General features: G+C 64.4%; 10 protein-coding genes. 6 read left to right on the top strand and 4 right to left on the bottom strand.

The genetic code is table 11. From position 1 onward, the window contains the following. Positions 1-43: 43 nt before the first annotated feature. Complete coding sequence (locus tag ACZ89F_RS28890; RefSeq protein ID WP_476095445.1) at positions 44-2,848, bottom strand: [protein-PII] uridylyltransferase; 2,805 nt, start codon at positions 2,846-2,848, stop codon at positions 44-46. 260 nt (positions 2,849-3,108) lie between these two features. Here ACZ89F_RS28890 and ACZ89F_RS28885 point away from each other — a divergent pair, with 260 nt between their 5' ends. From ACZ89F_RS28885 to ACZ89F_RS28875, 3 genes are all read left to right on the top strand, one after another. Further along, a complete protein-coding gene (locus ACZ89F_RS28885) occupies positions 3,109-5,613 on the top strand; it encodes a heavy metal translocating P-type ATPase (protein ID WP_476095443.1) in 2,505 nt (834 codons plus the stop codon). Between the two features lie 43 nt (positions 5,614-5,656). Further along, on the top strand, positions 5,657-6,049 hold the full coding sequence (gene copM, locus ACZ89F_RS28880; RefSeq protein ID WP_476095441.1) for a CopM family metallochaperone: 393 nt from the start codon (positions 5,657-5,659) through the stop codon (positions 6,047-6,049). 68 nt (positions 6,050-6,117) lie between these two features. Continuing rightward, complete coding sequence (locus tag ACZ89F_RS28875; protein WP_476095439.1) at positions 6,118-6,963, top strand: aldo/keto reductase; 846 nt, start codon at positions 6,118-6,120, stop codon at positions 6,961-6,963. Here ACZ89F_RS28875 and mutS read toward each other — a convergent pair whose 3' ends face one another. Further along, positions 6,964-9,693: a DNA mismatch repair protein MutS gene (gene mutS, locus ACZ89F_RS28870; protein WP_476095437.1), complete on the bottom strand. Its 2,730-nt coding sequence runs from the start codon at positions 9,691-9,693 to the stop codon at positions 6,964-6,966. A 214-nt stretch (positions 9,694-9,907) separates the two neighbouring features. Between mutS and ACZ89F_RS28865 the strand changes: the two genes are divergently transcribed. Together ACZ89F_RS28865 and ACZ89F_RS28860 are read left to right on the top strand one after the other, a co-directional pair. Further along, entirely contained in the window at positions 9,908-12,187 is a 2,280-nt protein-coding gene (locus ACZ89F_RS28865) for an NADP-dependent malic enzyme (protein WP_476095435.1), read from the top strand. 264 nt (positions 12,188-12,451) lie between these two features. Continuing rightward, positions 12,452-13,543: a sensor domain-containing diguanylate cyclase gene (locus tag ACZ89F_RS28860; protein ID WP_476095433.1), complete on the top strand. Its 1,092-nt coding sequence runs from the start codon at positions 12,452-12,454 to the stop codon at positions 13,541-13,543. A gap of 31 nt (positions 13,544-13,574) precedes the next feature. Here the strand turns inward: ACZ89F_RS28860 and ACZ89F_RS28855 are convergent, their stop codons facing one another. Then, positions 13,575-14,276: an antitoxin Xre/MbcA/ParS-like domain-containing protein gene (locus tag ACZ89F_RS28855; RefSeq protein ID WP_476095431.1), complete on the bottom strand. Its 702-nt coding sequence runs from the start codon at positions 14,274-14,276 to the stop codon at positions 13,575-13,577. 340 nt (positions 14,277-14,616) lie between these two features. Continuing rightward, a complete protein-coding gene (locus tag ACZ89F_RS28850) occupies positions 14,617-15,609 on the bottom strand; it encodes an adenosine kinase (protein WP_476095429.1) in 993 nt (330 codons plus the stop codon). Between the two features lie 290 nt (positions 15,610-15,899). Here ACZ89F_RS28850 and ACZ89F_RS28845 point away from each other — a divergent pair, with 290 nt between their 5' ends. Continuing rightward, the gene (locus tag ACZ89F_RS28845; protein WP_476095428.1) at positions 15,900-16,784 is read left to right on the top strand and encodes an EamA family transporter; all 885 of its coding nucleotides are present in this window, start codon (positions 15,900-15,902) and stop codon (positions 16,782-16,784) included. Positions 16,785-16,786: the final 2 nt, after the last annotated feature.

The raw sequence follows: 16,786 nt of genomic DNA, 5'->3' as shown, positions 1-16,786 counted from the left end.
TTTGGAGACTGCCTACAGGATAAGGACAAAGTGATGGTGGCGGTCACTCGGCGGCCGCCGCCCTGGCTTTGCCGCCGCGTTCGGGCACGATGCCTTCGAGCGTCGCCATCAGCCGGTTGCGAATGGTCGCGATGCGGGCCGGGCTGTCGATCTTCTGGCCGGTGAGATCGGTGACATAGAAGGTGTCGATGACCTTTTCGCCGAAGGTGGTGATGTGGGCCGATGCGATGTCGAGCGACAGGTCGGAAAGCGTTCCGGTGATCTCCGACAGCAGCCCCGGCCGGTCCAGGCCTTCGACCTCGATGACCGAAAAACGGTTGGACAGCGTGTTGCGGATTTCGGCGCGCGGCGGGATTTTGAACACCTTGGCGCCACGCCGGGGCTTGGTGCGCTTCTCGATCATCTCCGGCAGCCAGCTCTTGCCCGACAGCACGTCCTCGATCAGCCGGCCGACGCGCTCAGCGCGCCGGCGCTCGTCCTCATCGCGGTCGAATTCTCTGCTGATCAGGATGGTGTCGAGTGCGCGGCCGTCCGACGTCGTGAAGATCTGTGCGTCGACGATGTTGCCGCCGGCGCCGGCGCAAGCCCCGGCGATGACCGACAGCAGGCGGGGATGGTCCTGCGCCAGCACGGTGATTTCGGTCACCGCCTCGAACTGGTGGGTCTTGACCATGGTGGCGAGCTTGTTGCCCGCCACATCCGCCTCGCGGATGAACTCCGCATGGCGCAGCTGGTCGGCGAGATCGACGGTCAAAAGGTAATTCTCGTAGTGCTGGCCGACATAGCGCTTGCGAGCCTTGTCCGGCCAGTCGGCCAGCGCCTCGGCCAGACGCTCGCGCGCCGCCGCCGTGCGCTGGGCGCGCGACACTTCCGAAAACCCGCCGGTTAAAAGCAATTCGGTCTCGTAATAGAGCGTGCGCAGCAGTTGGCCCTTCCAGCCGTTCCAGACACCGGGTCCGACGCCCCTGATGTCGCAGACGGTGAGGATCAAAAGCAGCTTCAGCCGCTCGACCGACTGCACGATCGCGGCGAAATCCTCGATGGTCTTGCGATCGTTGAGGTCGCGGGTCTGCGCCGTCATCGACATCACGAGGTGGTTCTCGACGAGCCAGGCCACGGTTTCGGTGTCGGCCGGCGAAAGCCCCATATGCGGGCAGATGCGACGTGCGATCCTTGCGCCGGCCTCGGAATGATCTTCCGGCCTGCCCTTGGCGATGTCGTGCAGAAGCACCGCGACGTAAAGCGCCTCGCGGCTCTTTTTCAGCCCCGGCATCAGCGTGTGCGAGAGGGGATGGATCTTTTCGCCGTCGCCACGCTCGATCTCGGCCAGCACGCCGATGCAGCGTATCAGGTGCTCATCCACCGTGTAGTGGTGGTACATCGAGAATTGCATCATGGCGACGATCTTGCCGAAATCCGGGATCAGTCTGCCGAGCAGCCCGGCCTCGTTCATGCGCCGCAGATTGAGTTCGGCATTGCGGTCCGACGTCAGGATGTCGAGGAACAGCCGGTTGGCCTCCTGGTCGCGCCGCAGCGACTTGTTGACCAGGCCGAGCGAGCGGGTCAGCAGCTTCAGCGCGTCGGGGTGGAATTCCAGGCCGTGCTTGTCGGCGAACCAGAATAATCTCAAGAGATTGACCGGATCGCGCTCGAACACCTGGTCGTCGGCGATGTTGATGCGGTGATTGTCGACGATGAAGTCGGAGGTGCCGGCCAGCTTGCGCTTGCGCCGTGAGAAGGTGAGAAAGATGCGGTTGAAACCCGGCACGTGCTTGGCCTGCTCTTCCTCGAGCGCGGCACAGAAGATGCGGGTCAGGTCCCCGACATCCTTGGCGACGAGGAAGTAGTGCTTCATGAAGCGCTCGACCGCCGACAGGCCGGGGTGCGTGGTGTAGCCGAGCCGTTCGGCGATCTCGCGCTGGATGTCGAAATGCAGCCGTTCCTCCGCCTTGCCGGTAAGGAAATGCATGTGGCAGCGTACCGCCCACAGGAAATCCTCGGCCTTCTGGAACTCCCGGTATTCGCCCTCGGTGAAGACGCCCTTGTCGACCAGTTCCTCGCCGGTGCGCACCCGGTAGAAATATTTGCCGATCCAGAACAGCGTCTGCAGGTCGCGCAGGCCGCCCTTGCCGTCCTTGACGTTGGGCTCGACGAGATAGCGGCTTTCGCCGGCTTTGGCGTGGCGGTCGTCGCGCTCGGCAAGCTTGGCCTGGACATATTCGGGGCCGGTCGTGCGCACCACCTCATGGTCGAAGCGCAGCATCAGTTCGTCATAGAGTTTTTCGTCGCCCCACAGGAAACGCGCTTCGAGGATCGAGGTGCGGATGGTGACATCGGTGCGCGACAGGCGCAGGCATTCGTCGATGTTGCGGGTGGCGTGGCCAACCTTCAGCCCCAGATCCCACAGCATGTAGAGCATATATTCGACGGTTTGTTCGCCCCACGGCGTCTGCTTGTAGGGCAGCAGGAACAGAAGGTCGATGTCGGACCCGGGCGCCAGCGTGCCGCGGCCGTAGCCGCCGACAGCGACGACGGCCATGCGCTCCGCCGAAGACGGGTTCTTGACCCGGTAGACATGGGTGACGGCGAAATCGTAAAGCGCCCGGATGATCTCATCCATGAGATGAGACAGTCGTGCCGCGCAGGCGCTGCCGCCGCCATCGTCCCGCAGCATGCGCTCGGCAACGGTGCGCCCCTCGGCCAGCCGCCCCTTGAGCAACTGGAGCACTCCGCTGCGCGCCGCTTGTCCGGAACCGTCGCCTGCCGTGGCCGCGGTCAGCGCGGTCATCTCGCGGCGCAAGGCTTCGCCGTCGATCAGTTCGTCGAGCTTCAGGGAGATTCTTGCCATATGTCCGGGTCGGCCTTGCCTTTTCGGCGGCGTCTATAGCGCGTTTTGGCGGCGCTGGGTATGGGGCGGGAGGACGAGCCCCTCCGCGGTGGTCGAACGGGATTTTTTCTTCTTTTGAACGGGATCGATGCATTCGGGTTGGAGAAGCGGCGGCTCCTTAGCACACGGCGCCATGAAATGAGAAAATTTTGTCCCTTGACCTTCCAGTTACTGGAAGCCCTATCTCCGCGTCACACACCGATCCATCGAGGCATTTTCGAATGACGCATTCCGATCACGATCATCACGCGCATGGCAGCTGCTGCTCGGCAAAAGGCGCCGCGCCTGCCGCGAACGCCGTTGTTCGCGACCCGGTCTGCGGCATGATCGTCGACCCGGCCGCCGGCAAGCCTGCGGCCGAGCACGATGGCCATCTCTATCATTTCTGTAGCCAGGGCTGCCGCACGAAATTCGTCGCCGAGCCGGAAAAATTCCTGATGGCCACCGATCCGGTCTGCGGCATGAGTGTCGATCGCGCGACAGCCAGGCACTTTGCCCGCCACGAAGGTCAGGGCTTCTATTTCTGCTCCGCCGCTTGCCAGGCCAAGTTCGAGGCGGAGCCGCAAAAATATCTCGGCGACAGGCCGGCACCGCAGGCGATGCCCAAGGGCACGCAATACACCTGCCCGATGCATCCCGAAATCATCCGCGACAAGCCTGGATCCTGCCCGATCTGTGGCATGGCGCTGGAGCCGATGGGCGTGCCGACAGGCGATGAAGGGCCAAATCCCGAGCTGGTCGATTTCACCAGGCGGCTCTGGGTCAGCGCTGTCCTGTCGGTCCCCCTTCTGATCATCGCCATGGCGCCCATGATCGGCCTGACGTTTGAAGGCCTGGTCGAGGACCGGACAAAGGTCTGGATCGAGCTGGTCCTGGCAAGTCCGGTGGTGCTTTGGGCCGCCTTCCCCTTCTTCCATCGCGGCTGGGACTCGCTGGTCAACCGCAGCCCCAACATGTGGACGCTGATCTCGCTCGGCGTTGGTGCTGCTTATCTCTATAGCGTCGTCGCCACGCTGTTTCCGGATATTTTCCCGCATCAGTTCCGCGGTCACGGCGGTGCCGTGCCGGTCTATTTCGAGGCCGCCGCCGTCATCGTCGCGCTGGTGTTCCTTGGCCAGGTGCTGGAGTTGCGTGCCCGTGAAAAGACCGGCTCGGCAATCCGCGCCTTGCTTGATCTCGCGCCGAAGATGGCGCGGCGGATCGCCGCCGACGGTTCCGAAAGCGATGTGCCGCTCGACGCGGTCAAGGCCGGCGATCGCCTGCGCATCCGCCCCGGTGATGCAGTACCGGTCGATGGCACGGTGCTGGAAGGCCGTTCCTCTATCGACGAATCGATGATCACAGGCGAGCCGTTGCCGGTCGAGAAGACCGAGGGCGATGCGCTGACCGGCGGCACGCTCAACAGGCAAGGCTCGCTGATCATGCGCGCCGAGCGGATCGGCGCCGAGACGACGCTGGCGCGCATCGTCGAGCTCGTCGCCAAGGCGCAGCGCTCGCGCGCTCCGATTCAAGGGTTGGCCGATCGCGTTTCTTTCTACTTTGTCCCGACTGTCGTCCTTGTCGCGATTGCTGCTTTCATCGCCTGGGCCATGTTTGGACCCGAGCCCAGCCTGATCTTCGCCATCGTCTCGGCGGTGTCGGTGCTGATCATTGCTTGTCCCTGTGCGCTCGGCCTCGCCACGCCGATGTCGATCATGACCGCCACCGGGCGCGGGGCGCATGCCGGCGTGCTGATCAAGGAAGCCGCCGCGCTCGAACGCTTCGCTTCCGTTGACACGCTGATCGTCGACAAGACGGGTACGCTGACCGAAGGCCGGCCGAAACTGACCGATGTCGTTGCGGCAAACGGTTTTTCCGACGACGAATTGCTGGCGCTCGCCGCCGGTCTGGAGAAGGGGTCGGAGCATCCGCTGGCCGAGGCCATCGTCGACGGCGCCGCCACGCGCGGTGTGACTGTTGCCGAGGCCAGCGGCTTCGAGGCGGTCACTGGCAAGGGCGTGTCCGGTACAGTGTCAGGAAAGAAGGTCGCGCTCGGCAATGCCGCGATGATGGCGGATCTTGGCATCGACATCGCATCCATCTCAGCCAAGGCCGAGACGCTGCAGATCGAAGGCAAGACGGCGATGTTCGTTGTCGTGGACAAGAAACTGGCCGGCATCGTCGCCGTCGCCGACCCGGTCAAGGCGACCACCGCCGAGGCGATCAGGGCGCTGCATGACAGCGGCTTGCGGATCATCATGGCGACCGGCGACAATGAACGCACGGCCAATGCGATCGCCAGAAGCCTTGGCATCGACGAGGTTCGCGCCGGCCTGCTGCCGGAACAGAAGGCCGCCCTCGTCGAGGAACTGCGCGCCAAAGGCGCGGGCGTCGCCATGGCCGGCGACGGCGTCAACGATGCACCCGCCCTTGCCGCCGCCGATGTTGGCATCGCCATGGGTACCGGCGCCGATGTCGCCGTCGAAAGCGCCGGCATCACTTTGGTCAAGGGCGACCTCAACGGCATCGTGCGGGCGCGCACGCTGGCGCAGGCGACGATCCGCAACATCCGCCAGAACCTGTTCTTTGCCTTCCTCTACAACGTGCTCGGCGTGCCGGTCGCTGCCGGCGTGCTCTATCCGCTAACCGGCACGCTTCTGTCGCCGATGCTGGCGGCGGCGGCGATGAGCCTGTCCTCGGTGTCGGTGATCGCAAACGCATTGCGGCTGAGAACATTGAAACTCTGATCCAAGCCCCCAAATACGAAACCCACTCAACAGGAGACCATGAATGACCTTGGCTAAAAAACTCGTGCTTTTGCTGATGGCGGCCGGAATGCTGCTTGCCGTCTTCCTCGAAAGCGTCCCGGCGCAGAGCGAAGAGATGAAACACGACATGGGCGCCATGGCGATGGACGCGACCAGCCCTTCGACCGAAGGCTACAAGGCGGCGATGGACAAGATGCATGCCGACATGATGGCATCTGAATACACTGGCAATGCCGACGTCGATTTCGTCAAGGGCATGATCCCGCACCATCAGGGTGCCATCGACATGGCCAAGGTCGAGCTTGCCAACGGCAAGGACCCGGAAATCCGCAAGCTCGCCGAAGGCGTCATCGCCGCGCAGGAAGCCGAGATCAAGCAGATGCAGGATTGGCTCGCCGCCCATCCGGTGAAGTAGGCTTTCGCGAACGCCTCTGGATTTCTCGCCCGGCCTGTGATGCGATCCGGCCTCAACTGGAGCCCGACATGCCATCGACCATCGGGACCACCACACTGCCCTCAGGCGAAGCCGTTCAGGTGCTTGGCCAGGGGACATGGAAGATGGGCGAGGATTCGCGTCGCCGCACCGATGAGGTGAATGCGCTCAAGCTCGGCCTCGACCTCGGCATCACGCTGATAGACACCGCCGAAATGTATGCCAGCGGCGCCGCCGAGGAGGTGGTGGCGCAGGCCATTGCCGGGCGCCGCGACGAGACTTTTTTGGTCTCGAAAGTGCTGCCGTCCAACGCTTCGCGCGCGGGCGTGCAGCGCGCCTGTGAAAACAGCCTGAAACGCCTGCGTACCGACCGCATCGATCTCTACCTGCTGCATTGGCCCGGCAGCGTGCCGTTGACGGAGACGGTCGCGGCCTTCGAGGCCCTGAAAAAGGCCGGCAAGATCCGCCACTGGGGCGTCAGCAATTTCGACACCGACGAGATGGAAGAACTGGTCGGCCTGCCCGATGGCGGCAATGTCCAGACCAACCAGGTGCTCTACAATCTGGTCCGGCGTGGCCTCGAATTCGACCTGGCGCCCTGGAGCCGGCAGCGCGGCATTCCGCTTATGGCCTATTCGCCGGTCGAGCAGGGCGCGCTGGCGCGCAATGCCAGGCTCGACGCCGTCGCCGCCCGCCACAATGCGATCCCGGCACAGATCGCCCTGGCCTGGGTGATGCATCAGGAGGGCGTCATCGCCATCCCGAAGGCCAGCAGCCAGGAGCACGTCCGCCAAAATGTCGCCGCGCTCGACATCAAGCTGACGCAACAGGACATCGCCGATCTTGACCGTGCCTTCCCGCCGCCGGCGCGCAAGCGCGGGTTGGAGATGATCTGACTACTTCCCCGCCAACCCTTTCAGCCGGTAGAGCGCTTCCAGCGCCTCCCTCGGCGTCATCTCGTCGGGATTGATCTCGCCCAGCGCCACACCCAGCGCATCGCTCTTCACCGGCTTCGGCGCTTCCCGCTTCACCGCCACTGAAAACAACGGCAGGTCGTCGACCAGCCGGTTGGTTTTGCCGGAAACCTCGCCTTCCTCGAGCTGATGCAGGACCTCTTTTGCCCGGTCCACCACCGCTTCCGGCAGGCCGGCCAGCCGCGCCACCTGGACGCCATAGGAGCGGTCGGCGGCACCCTTGCCGACCTCGTGCAGGAAGACGACGTCGTTTTCCCACTCCTTGACCCGCATGGTGACATTGTGCAGCCGCGCGAGCTTGCCGGCCAGCGAGGTCATTTCGTGGAAATGGGTGGCGAAGATCGCCCGGCAGCGGTTCTTCTCATGCAGATATTCGACGGCCGCCCAGGCGATCGACAGACCGTCGAAAGTGGCGGTGCCGCGGCCGATCTCGTCGAGGATCACCAGCGCGCGTTCACCGGCCTGGTTGAGGATCGCCGCCGTCTCGACCATCTCGACCATGAAGGTCGAGCGGCCGCGCGCCAGGTCGTCCGAGGCGCCGACACGCGAGAACAGCCGGTCGACGACGCCGATATGGGCCGATGCCGCCGGCACGAACGAGCCGGTCTGGGCCAGGATGGCGATCAGCGCGTTCTGCCGCAGGAACGTCGACTTGCCGCCCATGTTGGGGCCGGTCAGGAGCCAGATCGCGCCGTTCTTGGCGCTGCCCTCCGGCGACAAATCGCAATCATTGGCGACGAATGGGCCTTCGCCGGAACGGCGCAGCGCCTGCTCGACCACCGGATGCCGGCCGCCCGCAATCTCGAAGGCCAGACTCGAATCCACCACCGGCCGGCACCAGGCCTCGCTCTCCGACAAAAGCGCGAGCGCCGCCGACACGTCGAGCACGGCCAGCGCATCGGCCCCAGAGCGGATATTCTCGGCTTCGCCGACCGCTTCCGCCGTCAGCGCGTCGAAGGCGGCAAGCTCGATGCTGAGCGCCCGGTCGGCCGCATTGGCGATCTTGGTCTCGAGTTCGGCAAGCTCGGTCGTGGTGAAGCGCATGGCGTTGGCCATGGTCTGGCGGTGGATAAAGCGCGCCTTGGCGCCATCGCTGCCGGTCATCACCGCATGATGGTTGGCTGTGACCTCGATGTAATAACCGAGCACATTGTTGTGCCGGATCTTCAGAGAGCGGATGCCGGTCTCATCGATCAGCGAGCGCTCCAGCCCGGCGATCACTTTGCGCGATTCATCGCGCAGCGCCCGCATCTCGTCGAGATCGGCATGGTAGCCGCCGCGCACGAAGCCGCCGTCGCGCTTGAGCAGCGGCAGCTCGTCGCCAAGCGCCTGCGTCAAATGCCCGGCCAGCGCCTGGGGCAGGGCATGGATGGCGGCGAGTGCGGCCGTCAATTCCTGGGGCAGGGTGGTCGCGGCAAAGATCTCGGCGATCGCGCCTGCCGCCTCGAAACCGGCGCGCAGCGCGCCGAGATCGCGCGGACCGCCACGGTTGAGCGCCAGCCTCGACAGCGCGCGCGGCATGTCGGCGACGCTCTTCAGGCTCGACCGCACCGCCAGGCAGAGCCTCGTTTCGGAACGGAAGAACGACACCGAATCCAGCCTGGCGCCGATCGCCGCCGGATCGGTCAGCGGCGCCATCAGCCGGTCGGCAAGCAGCCTTGCGCCGCCGCCGGTCACCGTGCGGTCGATCGCCTTGAACAGCGAGCCTTCGCGGCTGCCCGACAGTGTGCGTAAGAGCTCCAGATTGCCGCGTGTTGCCGGGTCGATGAACAGGGTAGATCCCTGCTCCTCGCGCTCGGGCCGCGACAGCGGCGGGCGCTCGGCCTTCTGCGTCTTCTCGACATAGGCGATGGCGCCCGAGATCGCCGACAGTTCGGCGCGCGAAAAGGCGCCAAACGAGTCCGGCGTCGCCACATCGAAGAAACGGGCGATGCGTCCGGTGGCCGAGGCCGAATCGAACAGGCTCGGCGGCTGCGGGCTGGCGACGCGGCCCAGCACGTCGAACACCGGCTTCAGTTCGGGATCATGGAACACCGGCTCGGCGACAATCAGCTCACGCGGATCGACACGGAAGATGTCGGCCAGCAGCCGGTCGGCGGTGGTGTCGGTGACACGAAAGGCGCCGGTCGAGATGTCGATCCAGGCCAAGGCAAAGCTGTGGTCGGCTCCGCCCTTCACCCGCCCCAGCGCCATCAGGAAACTCGATTCCGATGGCGCCAGCAATTTGTCCTCGGTGATGGTGCCCGGCGTCACCAGCCGCACCACGTCGCGGCGCACCACCGATTTGCCGCCGCGTTTCTTCGCTTCGGCCGGGTCCTCGATCTGCTCGCAGACGGCGACGCGGAATCCCTGGCCGATCAGCTTCTGCAGATAGTCGTCGGCCGCATGCACCGGCACGCCGCACATCGGAATGTCTAGCCCTTGATACTTGCCGCGCTTGGTCAGCACGATGCCGAGCGCCCGGCTCGCCTTCTCGGCATCGTCGAAGAACAGCTCGTAGAAATCGCCCATCCGGTAGAACAGCAGCGAATCCGGGTTCGCCGCCTTGATCTCGATGAACTGCTCTATCATCGGCGTGGCGCCGGCGTGGGCGGTCGGCAACGGCGTCATGGCCTCTGGGGCGTCTGGCTCGTTCGGGCTGTGCATGTTCATGCGCGGCACGCTAGCAGATGTGATGGCGCGGTTTAATGCCGGGGCTTCGAAAAACAGGGGACGACCGGGATGGCAGGTTGTCCGCAATTGCCCACGCGAACAGCGATTCCCGCGCGCTGGCGGTTTACACGCGGCGGCGCGTGGTCTTAATTCGGATCGAAACAAAGCACCCGCTTCAACGAGGTGCTGCATCGGCGAGGAAATCAAGACCATCATGGCCAGGAAAACCGAAAACACCGGTCCGTCCGTCAGCGCGCAGGAAGCGCTCGAATTCCACGCCATGGGCCGCCCCGGCAAGCTGGAAGTCGTCGCCACCAAGCCGATGGCAACGCAACGCGACCTGAGCCTCGCCTATTCGCCTGGTGTCGCGGTTCCGGTTCTGGCCATCGCCGAGGACCCAAGCCGCGCCTTCGACTACACGACGCGTGGCAACATGGTCGCCGTCATCTCCAATGGCACCGCCATCCTCGGCCTGGGCAATCTTGGCGCGTTGGCTTCGAAACCGGTGATGGAAGGTAAGGCGGTGCTGTTCAAGCGCTTCGCCGATGTCGATTCCATCGATCTCGAGGTCGACACAGAGGACGCCGACGAGTTCATCAACTGCGTGCGTTTCCTCGGCCCCTCCTTCGGCGGTATCAACCTCGAGGACATCAAGGCGCCGGAATGCTTCATCATCGAGCAGCGCCTGCGTGAATTGATGGACATCCCGGTTTTCCATGACGACCAGCACGGCACCGCCATCATCTCGTCCGCCGGCCTCATCAACGCGCTGGAGATCACCGGCCGCGACATGAAGACCACGAAGATGGTCTGCAACGGCGCCGGCGCCGCCGGCATCGCTTGCATCGAGCTGATGAAGGCGATGGGTTTTGCGCCCGAAAACATCACTTTGTGCGACACCAAGGGCGTCGTCTTCCAGGGCCGCACCGAAGGCATGAACCAGTGGAAATCGGCGCATGCCATCAAGACAGAGGCGCGCAGCCTCGCCGAGGCACTCGACGGCGCCGACGTCTTCCTCGGCCTTTCCGCCAAGGGCGCGCTGACCACCGCCATGGTGCAGTCGATGGCCAAGAATCCGATCATCTTCGCCATGGCCAATCCCGATCCGGAGATCACGCCGGAGGAAGTGGCCGAGATCCGCACCGACGCCATAATGGCGACGGGCCGGTCGGACTATCCGAACCAGGTCAACAATGTGCTCGGCTTCCCCTACATCTTCCGCGGCGCGTTGGATGTGCGGGCCACCACCATCAACGACGACATGAAGATCGCCGCCGCCCGCGCGCTGGCGGCACTTGCGCGCCAGGACGTGCCCGACGACGTCGCCGCCGCCTATCAGGGCAACCGGCCGAAATTCGGCCCCAACTACATCATCCCGGTGCCGTTCGACCCGCGCCTGATCTCGGCCATCCCGATCGCGGTCGCCAAGGCGGCGATGGATTCAGGCGTCGCCCGCAAGCCGATCCTCGACCTCGACCGCTACGCGCAGGAACTCTCCGCCCGCCGCGACCCGATCGCCTCGACCCTGCAGCGTATCTACGACCGCGTGCGCCGCCAGCCCAAGCGCATCGTCTTTGCCGAGGGCGAGGAGGAACAGGTGATGCGCGCCGCCGTCTCCTATGTGAACCAGCGGCTCGGCACCGCCATCCTGCTTGGCCGCGACGACGTCATCAAGGAGAACGCCAAGCACGCCGGCATCGACCTCAACAAGCAAGGCATCGAGATCATCAATGCAAGGCTGTCGCGCCGCAACGGCATCTACACCGACTACCTCTACGAGCGCATGCAGCGCAAAGGCTTCCTGTTCCGCGACTGCCAGCGGCTGATCAACAACGACCGCAACCACTTCGCCGCCTGCATGGTGGCGCTGGGCGATGCCGACGGCATCGTCACCGGTGTCACCCGCAACTATTCGACAGCGCTCGACGACATCCGCCGTGTCATCGACGCCAAGCCCGGCCACCGCGTCATCGGCGTCTCGATCGTGCTGGCGCGGGGCAGGACCGTGCTGGTCGCCGACACCGCCGTGCACGACATGCCGAATGCCGAGCAGATCGCCGACATCGCCGAGGAGGCCGCGGGCTTCGCCCGCCGCATGGGCTATGAGCCGAGGCTCGCCATGCTCGCCTATTCGACCTTCGGCCATCCGCAAGGCGAGCGCTCCGAACGCGTCCAGGAAGCGGTGCGCATCCTGGACAAGCGCCGCGTCGATTTCGAGTATGACGGCGAGATGGCCGCCGACGTCGCCCTCAACGCCCGCGCCATGGCGCAATATCCGTTCATCCGACTGACCGGCCCGGCCAATGTGCTGATCATGCCGGCGTTCCACTCAGCCTCGATCTCCACCAAGATGCTGCAGGAACTCGGCGGCTCGACGGTGATCGGCCCGCTGCTGGTCGGGCTGAACAAGCCGGTGCAGATCGTGTCGCTGAACGCCAAGGACAGCGATATCGTCAACATGGCGGCGATTGCTGCTTATACTGCGGGGACTTGACGAACGGTCCGCGCTGCGGACGAAAAGCCGCGAACGCTTTTCGAGCGAGGCAAGGCCTTGCGCAGCTTGAACGGAATCGGCCGCGCCATCCGCCGGCACATGTGCAATCGCAGGAATCCTGCGATTCAAGCCGAATTTCGGCTAAAATCACCGAGATCCATAAGAGATTGATAATATCCGGTTGTTATACCAGAGAGCTGTCGTCGATGTGCCAGCGCGGCATTTTGGACAGACTGGGGTGGTAACCGTCATGGATTTGCAGTCGTGAAGCACGATACGAGACCTGCATCCGTGGTCGGTCAGGGAGACCTACACGACGAGCGCCTGGACGCGCTTCTCAGCATCACCGGCCGGATGGACGGCTATCTTTACCGCTGCCGCAACGATGCGTCCTACACCATGCTCTATATCAGCGACGGCGTCTTCACAGTCAGCGGCTATCCGCCCTCGGATTTCGTGCACAACGCTGTGCGCGACTATGTCTCGGCCATCCATCCGGACGATCTCGCCTCGGTCTATGCCGCCGTCGACGCCGCGGTCGAGGCACGCCGGAACTGGAACGTCGACTACCGCATCGTGCCGCAGGTCGGCGAACCGCTCTGGGTCCGCGAGATCGGCGGCGGAGTCTGGGACAATGCCGGCGAACTCGAATTCCTCGAAGGCTTCGTCGTCGATATCAGCGACCGCAAGGTTGTCGAAGACCTCAACGCCCAGCTGCTGCTGGACTTGAAGACCGCCAACGAAGAGCTCTCGGCGCAAAAGCGCGAGATCGAACTGGCGAAGCAGCAGAGCGACCATTCGGCCAACCACGATGCATTGACCGACTTGCCCAACCGGCGCGCCTTCCACGACGAACTCAAATCGGTGGTGGCCCGCTGCGGCGCCACCGGCGAGGCGGCCGGTCTTCTGTTCATCGACCTCGACCGGTTCAAGGAAGTCAACGACACGCTCGGCCACGAGGCCGGCGATGCGCTGCTGCAGCGTGTGTCAAGCCAGCTTCGCTCTATCCTGCGGAGCGCCGATTTCGTCGCCCGGCTTGGCGGTGACGAATTCGCCTTCTTATTCTCGGGCGACGCCGAGCTGGCACAGCAGAAGGCCGTGCGCGTCGCCGAACGCATCCTGGAAAGGTTGCGGATCAAGGTTCCCACGCCGACCGGCGCCATCCAGGTCGGCTGCACCGTTGGCGTGGCCATGTACCCGGCGGAGGCCGCCGATTCCGAAGCGCTGATCGCGCTCGCCGACCGGCTGATGTACATCGGAAAAAAGAGCGGCCGCAACCGGCTGGTCACCGCGGGGGAAATGTCGCCGCAACAGCCGTCGTCCGGTCCTCGCCACCCGATTCGCAAGACTGCCTAGGCGCATCTATCAAGGGTGTGCACCGAAGCTATCAGTCCGGCGCGAACGCACGCGCCGCCTCGACGACCTCGTCGACCTGATCCTGCCGGAGCAGGTCGATGGGAACACGGCCGTCGAGCTGAGCCGAGGGGCGCGTCAGCCACAGCCATGCGAGCCTCGGATTGGTGATCAGCGACAGCACGTCGCGGATGCCCGCCACCGGCCTGCCGTCGACGAATTGCGCCAGCGGGAACACATGTTTGCGGCCGCCCTTGCGCAAGGCGATGACTTCGCCCCGCCGCTGCCAGCGATGCAGGGTCGAGCGGGCGATGCGCAAATTCTCTTCCAGATAGGTCGAGCCGGCGACACGGCCCGCCCAGTCCTCGATCAGCATCGATTCGAGATCGTCGGACTTTGGCAGCGAAGGGGGCTCGACATCGGCCGACAGGGTCGTCGGCGGATTTATCGCGCCGGCAATACCGGCTTCGCTACGGCGCGCGGCCTCGGCCGCCAATGCTCGCACGAATTTCGATGCCAGGCCGGGAAGGTCGGCATGGATGGCGTCGATGGCGCGCTGGTGTTTCGGCGACAGCAAGGTAACGGCTGACGCTATGCTGCCGGCGATCTTGCCGACCGAGACCATGGTCGGCTTGTTGATGGCCTCATCATAGTGGGCAAGCGCGCGTTCGACCTCCTCCGCGACCATATCCGCGAAGTCGTCCTGCTTGAGGCCCTGGATCTGAAATCTGTTCATGCATCTGTCTTCCGGGCCGCGCGCTCCTCCCACAGCCACGGCCGGTTGTTGAACTCTAGAGCGGAAAGCGGAAATCGCAGCGGCAACAGATGCAGCGGCCCGACAGCTTGCTGTCTTGCATTTCTTGACACCCCAACTGGCTGTTGGCGCCCCGAAATGTCAGTCGCAGGACGCCTCGATTGCGTGTAGGTGCGATGTGTGACAGCCGCGCGACGGTGAGAAGCGGTCCGCGCAGCGGACGAAAAGCCAATTGCTTGGCTTTTCGAGCTTCGAACGCCCTGAGCCTGCGAAGGGCTGGAGCGCGATCCTGCTACTACCCCAGCAAGCGCCCGCCTTTGAGTTAAAGCAACCTCGCCTGCTCAGCCTCACGGCGCAAATTCTGCCGTGGCCTGGGTCCGATCTGCTGGATCACCAATCCGGCCGCCAGTGAGCCAAGGTCGCCGCAGGTCTGCAGGTCGCGGCCTTGCGTGTAGCCATGCAGGAAACCGGCGGCATAGAGATCGCCGGCGCCGGTCGTGTCGACCAGTTCCTTGATCGCGGTCGCCTTGATCACCACGGTCTCGTCGCCGCGCACGATCACCGAGCCTTTTTCCGAGCGGGTCACGGCGGCGATCCTGCAATCCTTGCGGATCTGCGCCAGCGCCTCATCGAACGACGACGTCTGGTAGAGCGACTTGATCTCGTGGCTGTTGGCAAAGACGATATCGACCGTGCCCGAGCGCATCAGGTCGAGGAATTCGTCGCGGTAGCGGTCGACGCAGAACGAATCCGACAATGTCATCGACACTTCCCGGCCTGCCGCGTGCGCCAGCTTCGCCGTCTGCCGGATCGCCTCCTTGGCGCGCGGCGGGTCCCACAGATAGCCTTCGAAATAGGTGACCTTGGCGCCAGACGCCTTGTCGGGCTCGACATCCTCCGGTCCGAGTTCGACGCAGGCGCCGAGATAGGTGTTCATCGAGCGCTCGCCGTCGGGGGTGACAAAGATCATAGAGCGCGCCGTCGGCGGCTCGCCCTTGAGCGGCTTGGTGTCGAAGGCGACGCCCTGCGCGTGGATGTCGTGGGCGTAGATTTCGCCCAGCGCATCGTTGGAGACCTTGCCGAAGAAGGCGGCGCGGCCGCCGAAGCTGGCGACGCCGGCCGCCGTGTTGCCGGCGCTGCCGCCGGAGGCTTCGATCGCCGGGCCCATGCGGCTGTAGAGCAGTTCGGCGCGCTTTGTGTCGATGAGGTTCATCGCGCCCTTGATGATGCCGTTGGTCTCGAGGAATTCCTCGTCGCACTGGGCGATGATGTCGACAATGGCATTGCCGATGCAAAGCACGTCATAATCCGGCATCAAAATCTCCGCCAAAAACCCGAGCCGGCTTCTTGCCATGTCGGCCGGGCGCGGGTCTAGCGATTTGAAACCGCTTTGCCTAGAGCGCAACACGCAACTTGGGCGGATCAGGTCCGAACAGCCCAAAGGCACATCGGCAACGAGGCGCTATGACAATTCGACCGTGGCCGAAGCATTTCATCGCCGCACCGCCTACAAGGCAGGCTCAGACGATCCCGTTTCGAAGGCGAGCCAGCCCCCCAACGTCTACAAAGAGCATGTCGACAAAGAAAGAGACTGCAAAAAACGACATGACCACCGACCTGGCGCTGCTCGCCTTGCTGGCGGTGCTCTGGGGCGCCTCCTACACCTTCATCAAGATCGGCGTCGAGACGATCCCGCCGGTCACCTTCATTGCCGCCCGCACCCTGATCGCCGGCGGCATCCTGTTCGCCATCATCCGGTGGCGCGGGCTCGCCATGCCGGGCGACGCGGCAAGCTGGCGCCGCTTCGCCTTCCAGGCCTGCCTCAACAGCGTCATACCGTTCACCCTCATCGCCGCGGCCGAACGCTCGGTCGATGCCGGCCTCGCCACCATCCTGAACGCGACCTCGCCGATCTTCACCTTCCTTTTGACCGCGCTCATCACCCGCCATGAGCCGGTGACGTTGCGCAAACTGATTGGTGTCGGCGCCGGCATTGCCGGCATCTGCCTCATCATCGGCACGCAGGCGCTGGGTGGTCTCGGTCACGAGCTGTGGGCGCAGTTGGCAATCGTCGCGGCAACAATCTGCTATGCGGGTGCGGCCATTTTCGGCCGTGGCTTCAAGGGCCTCGATCCGATGCTGCCGGCCGCCGGTTCGATGCTATGCGGCGCCGTTATCCTCGTGCCGCTCAGTCTTGTGTTCGACCAGCCATGGACGCTGGCGCCATCGACCGCATCAATCCTGGCCCTGCTCGGCCTGTCGGTGTTTTCCACCGCGCTGGCCTTCGTCATCTATTTCCGCCTCATCCATACGCTTGGTTCGGTCGGCACCACCTCGCAAGCCTATCTGCGCGTGCCGATCGGCGTCGGCATCGGCGCCCTCTTCCTTGGCGAAAGCCTCGGTTCGACGGCGTGGCTTGGCATGGCGTTTGTCGTGGTCGGGGTTGCGGCCATGACCATCCCGGTTCGCAAGGCGGCGCTCGCCCGATAGTT

This window comes from Mesorhizobium sp. USDA 3734, from assembly GCF_056279665.1.
Note: the sequence above shows the minus strand (reverse complement) of the source record. Positions and strands in the feature narration are given on the sequence as shown.